Genomic DNA, 12084 nt, shown 5'->3' with positions numbered 1-12084 from the left:
GTACGCCACTCACGTCGTCGTACGGCGGCGGATCCTCGCCGCCGCAAGGAGCCCGAGGCCGAGGAGCACCGCCAGGGCCGCTGCCGCGCCGTAGATCAGGTCGCGGTTTCCCGTGGGAGGCAGGACCGGGTCCGGCTTGATCTTGATGCCGGTGACCTCGCAGGACGGGTCCGTGGACGACGGGCCGCAGTTGCCGTCGCCGGTGGACGTGATGCGGTTGTTCAGGGTCTTGTCGCTACCGCCCAGTTCCTTGGACTGCTTGATCCGGAACGAGTACGTGACCTCCACGCTCGCCCCTGCCGCCATCTCCCCCCGCCACCTCAGGACCGGCTCCCGGTAGGTCACCGTGCCGCCGGTGGCGTCGGCGTCACGCAGGTAGGTGGCGTCGTCGAGGACTCCGGAAAGGTCGTCGCTGAAGCCCGCGTCGCTCTCCGGCCCGGCCCCGGTGTTCGTGGCCCTGATTGTGTACGTGACGGTGTCGCCGGGCTTGGAGGGCCTGGGTGCCCGGACCGTCTTCACGTACTTCATCGCCGAGGCGGCTGCGACGACGGTGCGCGCCAGGCACTCGGGGCGGGAGCCGTCGTCCACCGGGCAGTTGGACGCCTGGCCGGGGGTGTAGGAGTACGACGTCAGCTCCACGGACGTCCGCTGCTTCTTCACCGTCACCGAGTAGGTGATCACCGCCCGCTCGCCCGGCGCGAGCTCGTCCGCCTGCCATACGACGTTCGTCCGGTGCGGGGCGGAGCCGGGCGCGGACGTGACCGACGCGGTCATCGCCCGGTCCGCCCGGTCCGCCCTGCCCGTCCGGTCCGCCTGGTCCGCCTGGTCCGTCCGGTCCGCCTGGTTCGCCCGGTCCGCCCCCCTCGGCAAGCCCCCGACGTACACCGTGCCCTTGTCCGCCCGCACGTCCCCGTTGTACGTCGCGCCCGCGAGGACGTCGTCCAGGCCCACCTCCGCGGACGGCCGTTCGTACACCGTCCTGCCGGGGTTGGAGACGGTGAGCGTGTAGTTCAGCGTCTCCCCCGACCGGGACTCCGCCTTGTCGACGGCGTGCTCGATCCTCAGGCGCTTGATGACGCCCTCCGAACCCGTGGTCCCGGTGGAGCAGTCCGGGTCAGGCTTCGCCGCGTTCGGCGGGCAGTTGCTGCCCCGCGTGGGCGAGACGACCCGGTTGGCGAGGCGGCCGTCGCCCTTCGGGGGGCTGCCGACCGTCACCGAGTACGTGATCTTCACGGTCGCCCCGGCCGCCACGTCCCCGGTCCAGGTCAGCTGTCTGCCCGCCGGGTCGAAGACCGGAGCCGGGCCGGAGTCGGCGGCGGCGTCCCCGTTCCAGGCCGCGTCGTCCAGGACCTCGGCGAGGTCGTCACGGAGCACGAAGCCCTTCGTGTCGGCCTGCCCGCCGTTCCGGACGGTGAGGGTGTACGTGACCTTCTCGCCCGCCCGGGGATTGGCCGGTGACACGCTCTTGGTGATGGCCGCGTTCGCGACGGGAATCCTGGTCGTGCACGCCGCTTCCGCCGCCGCCTCCGGGCAGTTCGACCCCGGGGTCTCGCTGCTCACCTCGTTGACCAAATCCCGGTCGGCGCCGACGCGCAGCCGATCCGGCAGCGTGACGGTGTAGGTGAGCCGGACGCTCTCGCCGCGCGGGATGTCACCGGTCCAGGTCAGCTTGGGCGCGGTGTACGCCACGGAGCCCGTCGGGGCCTTCGCGTCGCCGTTGTAGTCCGCCTCGTCCAGGACGTCGGTGAGGTCGTCCTCGACCTTCGCCCCGGTGATGTCGTTGCCGCCGGTGTTGGCGATCGTCACCGTGTACTTCACGGTGTCGCCCGCGCCGACAGCGGTGCGGTCGGCCTTCTTGGAGAGCTCCAGCCTCTGGGCGGGTACGGGGGGCGCGGTGGCGTCCGTACCCGGTTCGTCGACCGTATTGCGCGGGATGGGCCCTTCCCACAGGGTGACGACGTTCTCGGGCGCCGCCTTGGCGTTCGCGGCGAGGGTGCCGGTGAGCGTCCAGGTGAAGCTCCCGCCCGCCTCGAGCGGCCCGTCGGTGCAGAAGAACGAGCCGCTCTCGAGGAGTTCGCAGTCCGAAGGGCCGGTCATCGTGGGGTTCCGCACCCCTGTGGGCACCGGGTCGAGGAGGCTGACGAAGGCCGCGTCGGAAGGCCCGCCGTTGCGTACGGTCACCTTCCACTGGATCCGCCCGCCCGGCAGCACCGGCGAGGTGACGAGGGCCTTCGACACCGTCAGCGACGTGCGGTGGACGGGCCTGCCGGTCGGCGACGCGGACGCGGTGTGCGCGGAGACGCTCGGGTCGGGGCCGCCGGTCACCACCACGGTGTTGACGGGGGCGTCGGCGGCGCCCGAGTCGAGCAGGCCGCTCAGCGTCCAGGACTTGCTGTCACCGGCCCGCACCTCCACACCGGCGCAGGTGAACTCGCCACCGGTCAGCGTGCACGCCGACGCGCCCGTCATACGTACGTCGCTGATCCCGGCCGGGACCTTGTCCTTCACGACCACGTTCCGGGCCCGCGAAGGACCGTTGTTCTTCACCGTCACCTTCCACTGGACCCGCTCGCCCGGCACGACGGGCGAGGTGACCAGGACCTTGGTGACCTCCAGCGCAGCACGGGACTCCGGCGACGACGACGGCGAAGCCACCGCCGTGCGCTCCGACGCCGACGGATCGGGGCCGCCCGTCACCTTCACCGTGTTGTCCGGCGTGACCGTCGCGTCGGAGTCGAGCGTCGCCGCGAGGAGCCAGGACCGCGACTCGCCGACCGGGATCTCCACGGCCGCGCAGACGAACTCGCCGCCGCCGACCGCGCATTCGGAGGCCCCGGACATCTCCGGCTTGTTCACTTCGGCCGGGATCTTGTCGCGTACGACGACCTCACGGGCGCGCGAGGGACCGTTGTTCTTGACCGTCACCCGCCACTCGATCTTCTCGCCCGGCACCACCGGCGACGTGACCAGGACCTTGGCGACCTCCAGCGCCGCACGGGACTCCGGCGACGACGACGGCGAGGCCACCGCCGTGCGCTCCGACGCCGACGGATCGGGACCACCCGTCACCTTCACCGTGTTGCTCGGCGTGACCGTCGCGTCCGCGTCCAGCGTGCCGCTCAGCGTCCACGACGCCGAGGCGCCCGCCGCGAGCTCCACGGCACCGCACGCGAACTCACCAGCGGTAGCCGAGCAGTCGGAGGCTCCGGACATCGACGCCCCGCCCACTCCGGCCGGGACCTTGTCGCGTACGACCACGTCACGGGCGCGCGAGGGACCGTCGTTCTTCACCGTCACCCGCCACTCGACCTTCTCGCCCGGCACCACCGGCGACGTGACGAGCACCTTCGTCACCACCAGCGCGGCCCGCGGATCGGCCGGGGACTCCGAGGCCACCGCGGTACGCCCGTCCGGCGCCGACGGGTCGGGGCCGCCGGTCACCACGGCGGTGTTCGCCGGGGCGGCCGTCGCGTCCGGCGACAGCGTGCCGGTCAGGGTCCAGTCCATGGTGCCCCGCACCGGGATGGACGCCGGTGCGCAGGTGAACTCGCCCGCGGACAGCGCGCAGTCGGTGACGCCGGTCATGGCCGCTCCCGTCACGCCCGCCGGGACCTTGTCCTTGACGACCACGTCGTGCGCCTCGGAAGGACCGTTGTTGGTCACGGTCACCCGCCAGGAGATCTTCTTTCCGGGTACCGCCGGAGAGGTCAGCAGGACCTTCGTCACGGTCAGGTTCGCGCGCGGTTCCACCGACTCGGTCGGGGTGGCGACGGCCGTGTGCACGGAGGCGGAGGGATCGGGGCCACCCGTCACCGTCACGGTGTTGGTCGGGACCGTCGTCGCCGTCGGGTACAGCTTGCCCTTGAGCGTCCACGTCTTCGTCGCGCCCGGCGCGAGTTCCACCGGATCACAGGTGTACGTGCCGTCGGCGAGGGCGCAGGACGAGTCGCCGGTCATGGTCGGGTTCTGGACGTAGGCGGGGACCTTGTCGCGTACGACGACGTCGCGGGCCCGCGAGGGACCGTTGTTCTTGACCGTCACCCGCCACTCGATCTCCTCGCCGGGCACGACCGGCGAGGTCACGAGGACCTTCGTCACCACCAGTGCGGCGCGCGGCGTCGCCGGGGACTCCGACGCTCCCGCCGACCTGGTCCCGGACGGATCAGGACCGCCGGTCACCGTCACGGCGTTCGCCGGGGCCTTCGTCGCGTCCGCGTCCAAAGTCCCGGACAGAGTCCACGACGCCGACGAACCCACCGCGATCTCCACGGGATCACAGGTGAACTCACCGGCAGCCACCGCGCAGTTGGAGTCTCCGGACATCGACGCGCCCGTCACCCCGGCCGGGACCTTGTCGCGTACGACCACGTCACGGGCGCGCGAGGGACCGTCGTTCTTCACCGTCACCCGCCACTCGACCTTCTCGCCCGGCACCACCGGCGACGTGACGAGCACCTTCGTCACCACCAGAGTGGCCTTCGACGACGCCGAGGACGGGGCGGCCGTCGCCGTGCGTCCGTCCGGCGCCGACGGGTCGGGGCCGCCCGTCACCGTCACGGTGTTCTCCGGCGCGCCCGTCGCGTCCGCGTCCAGGGTCGCGTCGAGGAAGAACGACTTCGATTCGTCGACCGCGAGGTCGAACGCGGGGCACACCGCCTCGCCGTCCGTGATGTCGCACGGCTCGTCCGTCTCGGTGAGGAACTCCACGTCGCTCAGCCCGGCCGGGATCTTCTCCCGTACGACCAGGTTCCGTGCCCGGGACGGGCCGTTGTTGGTGACCACCACCTGCCACACCACCGTCTCGCCGGGGACGACGGGCGAGGTGATCAGCGCCTTGGAGACGGTGATGTTCGCGCGCGGATCGAGCGTGCCCGACGGTGAGGCCACCGCCGTGTGCTCGCTCGCGGACGGGTCCGGGCCGCCGGTCACGGTCGCCGTGTTCGACGGGACCTGTGTCGCGTCCTGGGCAAGCTTGCCGCTGAGCGTGTACGACCTCGACGCGCCCACCGCCAGCTCGACCGCCGCGCACTCCGCGACGCCCGAACTGATGGGACACGGCACGCCGTTGACGTCGTCGGTCAGCGTCGCGCCCACGACACCGGCGGGGATCCTGTCCTTGACGACCACGTTCCTGGCCCGTGAAGGCCCGTTGTTCTTCACCGTCACCCGCCACTCGACCTTCTCGCCCGGCACCACCGGGGCGGTCAGCAGCACCTTGGACAGTTCGAGGCGGGCGTGGGCGGCCGGGCTCTCGCTCGGCATCGCGGTCGCCGTGTTGTTGCCCTTGCTGGGGTCGGGGCCGCCCGTCACGAACACCGTGTTCACGGGGGTCGTGGTCGCGTCCGCGTCCAGGGTCGCGGTCATGGTGTACGACTTCGAGGCGCCCTTGGCCAGTTCGACGGCCGGGCACATGGCCACGCCGTCCGCGATCGGGCACTCCGCCCCGTCGCTGTCCGCCACCATCGACGCGTCGTAGACGCCGTCGGGTACGTCGTCGTCGACGACCACGTCACGGGCCCGCGAGGGGCCGTTGTTGGTGACCGTCACCCTCCACTCGATCTTCTCGCCCGGCACCACCGGCGAGGTCAGCAGCGTCTTCGACAGGGTCAGATCGGCGCGGTGGGAGATCGGCTCGCTCGGTGACGCGACCGCCGTGTGCTCGCTCGTACTCGGATCCGGGCCGCCCGTCACCCGCGCCGAGTTCGTGGGCACGGTCGTGGCGTCCGAGGAGAGCACACCGGTCAACGTGTACGTCTTCGTCGCACCGACCGCCAGGTCGAAGGGGGCGCACACCGCCTCGTGGGCGACGATCGGGCACTCAGCCCCGTCGCTGTCCGCGAACTTCTCCGGGGTGCGCACCTCCGCAGGGATCGCGTCGCGCACCACCACGTCACGGGCGATCGAAGGGCCGTTGTTCTTCACCGTGATGCGCCAGCTGATGGACTGGCCCGCCACGACGGGCGTGGTCAGCAGCACCTTGGTGACCTCCAGGGAGGCCCGGCCCTCGGGCGACGCGGACGGCGTCGCGGTGGCGGTGCGCGTCGCGGCGCTCGGGTCGGGGCCGCCCGTCACGGTCGCCGTGTTCGCCGGGACCGTGGTGGCGCCCGGGTCGAGCACCGCGCTCAAGGTGTACGACTTCGAGGCGCCCGGCGCCAGTTCGGCCTCCGGGCACGTGGCGACGGCGCTCGCGATCGGGCACTCCGTGCCGTCCGTGTCGGCCCGCATCCTGGCCCGGGTGACCGAGGCCGGCACCTGGTCCCGCACGACGACCTGCCGGGCGCGGGACGGGCCGTTGTTCTTGACGGTCACCCGCCACTGGATCTGCTCGCCCGGGACCACCGGGGAGGTCAGCAGGGTCTTGGAGATCTCAAGGCCCGCGCGTGCCTCGGGGCTGGCACTGGGGGAGGCGATCGCCGTGCGCTCGGACGCGGACGGGTCGGGACCGCCGGTCACCTTCACCGAGTTGGTGGGCGTGGTCGTTGCATCCGGGTCCAGAGTCCCGGACAGCGTCCACGACTTCGAGCCGCCCGCGGGGATCTCCACGGTCGCGCAGGAGTACTCGCCGCTCGTGAGCGTGCACGCCGAATCACCGCTCATCGCCGGGCTGGTGATCCCGGCCGGGACCTTGTCCTTCACGACCACGTTCCGGGCCCGCGAAGGACCGTTGTTCTTCACCGTCACCCGCCACTCGATCTCCTCGCCCGGCACCACCGGCGAGGTGACCAGGACCTTGGTGACCTCCAGCGCCGCACGGGACTCCGGCGACGACGACGGTGAGGCCACCGCCGTGTGCTCCGACGCCGACGGATCGGGGCCGCCCGTCACCTTGACCGAGTTGGTGGGCGTGACCGTCGCGTCGGGGTCGAGCGTGCCCGACAGGGTCCAGGACTTCGACTGGCCCGCCTGGATCTCGACCGCCTCGCAGGTGTACGTACCCGAGGTGAGCGTGCAGGTCGAACCGCCGCCCATCGAGGGGTTGGTGACCCCGGTCGGCACCTGGTCCTCGACCACCACGTCACGGGCCCGCGAAGGGCCGCTGTTGAAGACGGTCACCCGCCACTCGATCTTCTCGCCCGGCACCACCGGCGACGTCATGAGCACCTTGGACACCTGGAGATTCGCCTGCGGCGCGGCGGACGTCTCCGGTGCGGTCGCGGTGCGGGTGGCCGCGCTCGGGTCGGGGCCGCCCGTGACGGTGGCCGTGTTCTCGGGGGTGACCGTGGCGCTCTGGCCGAGCCTGCCGCTCAGCGTCCAGGTCGCCGTGGCGCCGGGCGCCAACTCGACCGCGGGGCAGGTGAATTCGCCGCCCGTAGCCGTACAGGTCGACGCTCCCGACATCGTCGCGCCCGTGACCCCGGTCGGGATCCTGTCCTTCACGACCACGTCCCGGGCCCGCGAAGGACCGTTGTTCTTCACCGTGACCCGCCAGTCCACCACCTGGCCCGGCACCACCGGCGAGGTCACGAGGACCTTGGTGATCTCGAGGACGGCCTGCGGGGCCGCCGTCAGGGTGGAGTTGGCCGAGCAGCTGGGGGCGCATTTGTCGTCGACCGTGCCGGCGGGGCGCGTGACGGTCGCCGTGTTGTCGACCGTGCCCGTGCTGTCGCTCCTGGTCGTGCCCTCGATCGTGTACGTGACCTTGCCACCCGCGGCGATGTCCACCGTGGTGTCGATGTTGCCGGTGCCGGAGGCCGCGCCGCACCGGTTGGCGCCGCGCTGTCCTGTCCCCGCCGCGCAGGTCCAGCTCACGTTCCCGTACCCGGCGGGGAAGGTGTCGCGGACGGCCGCGCCGATCGCCGGGGCGGGCCCGGCGTTGGAGACGGTGACGGTGTAGGTGATCTGCCCGCCGGGCGTGTACGTGCCGCTGGCCGGGGTCTTCGTGATGGAGAGGCCGGTCTTGGTGACCCACTCCAGGGTGGCTTCGCCGTTGCCGCCGTTGGTCGTGCCGCCGCCCGCGCCGATGCCGGTGCTGTAGAGCGGGTCGGAGGTACCGGCCGCCGTACCGCCGGTCGCGTTCGAGCTGCTCGTCCCGCCCTGCGTGGTGGACGCGCCGCTGACTCCGCTGCCGCCGATGTAGCCGGAGCCGCCGCCGCCCATGCCGTTCGGCGAGCTGCCTCCCGAGACCTGGCAGCGGCCGCCGCCACCGCCGTAGTAGCCGCCACCGCCACCGCCGCCGCCCTCGAAGGAGCCGGTACCCGCGCCGTTGCCGCCCCTGCGGTAGGCCCCGGCGGTCGCGGTGCAGTTGGAGGTGTCGGTGGCCGCGGCGCCGCCCGCGGCCTGGGTGCCGCCCCGGCCCGAGAGGTCCGCCCTGCTGTCCTGCGCGCCGCTGTCTCCGCCGCCGCCACCGGCGCTCGGGTTGCCGCCGTCGGCACCGGGCGACGAGCCACCGCCGCCGCCCGCCACCATGTGCAGGTTCCAACTGCCGGTCTGCCCGGTCCAGATGGAGCTCTCGCCGCCGCCGCTCGCCCCGGACGCGTTGGTCCCGCCCGCGCCACCGCCGCCGCCGTTGCCGTACGTGAGGGACCGGCTGTCCATGACGCCGCCCTGGCCGACGACGAGCGTGACGACCTGGCCGGGCGTGACGGCCAGGTTGCCGGTGGTGTAGCCACCGCCGCCTCCACCGCGCTGCGCCGTGTAGTACTCCCTCTTGGTGCCGCCGCCCCCCGCGCCCCACATCCGCACCTTCAGGCTGCTGACGCCTTCGGGCACGGTGAACGTCTGATCCGCCCCGCTGTACGTGTAGCGCGTGCAGTGGGTGAAGCCGGTAGTCGGGTTACACGCCGTCGCCGCCCGCTCGCCGGGGCCGCGCCCGGTGGGACCACGTCCCGTGGGACCACGCTCGGTGCGCGGCGCCGGTACGCCATCGCCGGGAGAGTCCTCCCGGGCACTCTTCGCCCCGGCCGCGGCACCCTTCTCCTTCTCACGCACTGGCTTCGTCGATCGCTCCGGCTGCTCCGGCTGCTTCGACTGCTTCGACTGCTTCGACTGCTTCGACTGCTCCGGCAGCTTCGGCTTCTCCGGCTCCGCCTCCACCCGCACCTTCGCCACCCGCAGCGCGACCCGCTCCGCCCCGCCGAGCACGCCCGTCGCGCTCCCCTGGACCTCGGCGCCGTCCGTGCCGCCGACCACCTTCGTCGTGTACGCGGCCTGCGGGGCGTCTCCCGAGAAGGCGACGACCAGGCGGGCCGCGCCCGAGCCGCCCTTCGCCGTGACCGTGAGGCGCGAGGTGTCGTGCCTGCCGTGCGCCGGATAGCCGAGGCCGGTGAGGTCGAGGAGGCCGTCGGACGGCTTCCGGTCCGCGTACCCCTCGACCGGCCTGCCGTTCGCGTCGCGCACGGTGAGCGTCACGCCGTCGGCCGCGCCGTCCACCCGCGCCGCACGCCAGCCGCGCACGTGCGCCCAGGCCGGGCGGCCGTCCGCGTAGAAGTCCCCAGGGGTGATCCGAAGCTTCGCCGCACGGCCTTGGAAGGGGGCCGAGGACACCGTGCCCGGCCCTTCGACTCCGTCCGGGTATCGCCCCGTCAGACGGACGGTCCCCGCGGCCACTTCACCTGCGACACCCGGTGGCGTGACCAGCGATCCGCTCTCGTACGCGAGGCTCTCGTCGATCCGGTCCGCGACCGTGAGCCCGGTCTGCCCCTCCCTCAGGTCGGGGAGGTTGACCACCCAGCGGACCGCGTCGCCCGCCCGTACGCGCCCAACGGGCAGGCCGTCGGCACCGATCGGGTACTTGCCCTGGCCCGGCACGGCAGCGGAGCCGTGTGCCGCTTCCGCGAGACCGCCCGCCTGGGCCCACGACGGGAGGCTCATGAGCAGCGCGAGCACCAAGCCCAGGACAGGCAGTCGTCGGGCGACGGTCATCGGCTCCCGCTTTCGTACCGGACTGCCACACCGAGAACTGACGGCTACTCAGCGCGACCCTGATCACGTTCGGTTACAGAAAGCCACACGAAAAACTGATCACTTAAATCCGACATGAGGCCGGTACGGCAATTCATCCGCCCGGCCCACGCCCGCCGACTCCCGGCAGCGCGCCCAGCAGGTGGAGCCGGGCGTCCGAGGTGGTGACGCTTCCGCACACCACCTCGGCGCCGTCCACCGTGACGCCGCCCGCCGCGGCCCGCGTGTGCAACTGGACGCCTTCCTGGAGCGTCGGGTGGCTCTGCCCGGTGCCGAGGTCCTCCTTGGTCAGGTCCTGGGCGACGATCAGCGAGCGGATGGTGTCGCCCGCGGCCTTCGGGTCGGCCAGCTCCTTGCGGCGCTCGGCGGGGAGCGCCTCGAAGGCGGCGTCGGTGGGGACGAAGACCGTGACGTTCTGCATCGAGGCGAACATGTCGTCGGCCTTGGCGGTCTTCACCAGGGCGGCGAAGTCCGACAGTTGGGGCGTGCGCCTGATCGCGTCCAGCGCGCGGGACTCGGCCAGTGCCGCCGCGTCGGCCGTGCCGGGCGCCACCTGGGGGCAGGACTCGCCGAACGCCTTGTCGTCGCGGCGCGGCCCCTCCTCGTACGCGCCGCCGGGGAACCGGGCGCCCGTCCCGGCACAGCCGGCGAGGGTGAACAGCGCGAGCAGGGCGCCCGCGGGGGCCAGGCGGCGCATGGATGCGTTCATGGGCAGCTCCGTTGTGCGTGGGGGAGACTCAGGGACCGCTCCTCAACATGGCACCGCTGCCCGGCTTTTGGTGGTATGTCAGGTGCGACGGATGGGTGATTGCCCTCGCCCAGGGGTCGGCACGACGCCCGTCACCTGCGCCCTCGGCACCCTCGGCGCTCCCGGCGTTCTCGGCGCTCCCAGCGCCCCCGGCGCCCCCGGCTCTCCCGGCGCTCCGGGCGCTCCGGGGAGGTGCGCGGCACCGACAGCGTCGTCCACGCGCGCAGCAGCCACTCCAGCGGGCCGTAGGTGTGGCGCCGCAGCCACCAGCGGCTCGCCGCCGTCTGGACCGCGAAGAGCGTCAGCGCGATCGCCACGAGGCCGATGGGCTCGACACGGCCCATGAGAGCCGCCCCGAAACCGGTGAACAGCAGTGCGCAGACCAGGGATTGGCCGATGTAGTCGGTCAGCGACAAACGGCCCGCCGGGGCGAGGGTCGTGATCACCGGGTGGCCGTGGGGCAGGCGCAGCAGCGTTGCCGCGTACGCCGCCGCCAGCAGCGGTGCAGTGATCACGTCCAGGCCCATCGCCGCCAGTTGGTACGCCGATTCGGGGTGGTTCAGGCTCGCGTCCGCGTACACGACGCCGCCCAGGAGACCCACCGTGAAACCGGCCCACTGCAGCCTGCGCAGGAGCTTTTGGTGGCGGTCCGTGTTCGTCGCCAGCGCCTGGCGGCGCCCCGCCGCCAGGCCCAGCAGGAACGCCGCCAGCGCCGACGGGGCCTGGAAGAAGAGCAGCAGGACCGCGACGCTCGGCAGTTCCCTCACGTGTGCGCCGATCACCGATGCCGGGCCGCCTCGCAGCGCCTCCGTCGCCTGTGCCGCCGCCGACGCCGTGGACTCGGGGATCGTGCCGCCCCCGCCCGCCTGGGCCACGGCCGACGCGAGAAGTACGTATCCCGCCGCGGTCACCACCAGCAGCGCGACCGCCACGCGCACCGCCGTGCGGGGGCGTATCCCCCTCAGGGCGAGCAGGACCAGGCCCAGGACCGCGTACAGCGTCAGGATGTCGCCGGGGAAGAGCACGACCGCGTGGACGGCGCCGATCGCGAACAGGCCCGTCAGGCGCCGCAGGAAGCGGGGTACGAAGCGGGCTCCCCGTCGCTCGGCCGAGGCGAGCTGCAGCGTGAAGCTGTAGCCGAACAGGAACGAGAACAGCAGGAAGAACTTGGCCTCGAAGAAGACCGCCACCAGCGCGCGGGCCGCCTCGTTCAGCGCGCCTCCCGGCCCCGTGTCCCCCAGGCCCGGATCCTCCAGGCCCGTGCCGTGGTACGCCGAAGCCATGTAGGTGATGTTGACCATCAGGATGCCGAACAGCGCGAAGCCCCGCAGGGCGTCCACCTGCACCAGGCGGCCTTCGCCCCCGCCTTCGCCCCTACCTTCACCCCCACCCACGCCTCTTCTCGTGACACCAAGCTTCGTGACACCGAGCCTCAT

At 72.5% G+C, this 12084-nt stretch carries 3 protein-coding genes; all 3 read right to left on the bottom strand.

Translation table 11 applies throughout. The features are described from left to right. Window positions 1–9: 9 nt before the first annotated feature. The 3 genes from AB0B50_RS13055 to AB0B50_RS13045 all read right to left on the bottom strand — a co-directional run bounded on the left by AB0B50_RS13055 (window position 10) and on the right by AB0B50_RS13045 (window position 11994). On the bottom strand, window positions 10–9861 hold the full coding sequence (locus AB0B50_RS13055; RefSeq protein WP_362329515.1) for a glycine-rich protein: 9852 nt from the start codon (window positions 9859–9861) through the stop codon (window positions 10–12). A gap of 133 nt (window positions 9862–9994) precedes the next feature. Next, window positions 9995–10609 (bottom strand): fasciclin domain-containing protein, encoded by a 615-nt coding sequence (locus AB0B50_RS13050; RefSeq protein WP_362329512.1) that lies wholly within the window; start codon window positions 10607–10609, stop codon window positions 9995–9997. A gap of 131 nt (window positions 10610–10740) precedes the next feature. Beyond that, window positions 10741–11994 carry a DUF418 domain-containing protein gene (locus AB0B50_RS13045; RefSeq protein WP_362329509.1) on the bottom strand — a complete coding sequence of 418 codons (1254 nt, stop codon included), beginning with the start codon at window positions 11992–11994 and terminating at the stop codon, window positions 10741–10743. Window positions 11995–12084: the final 90 nt, after the last annotated feature.

Origin of the sequence: Streptomyces sp. NPDC041068 (genome assembly GCF_040647455.1) — a bacterium.
Lineage (GTDB): Bacteria > Actinomycetota > Actinomycetes > Streptomycetales > Streptomycetaceae > Streptomyces.
The sequence above is the reverse complement of the archived record's forward strand: the minus strand, read 5'-3'. Positions and strand labels throughout refer to the sequence as shown.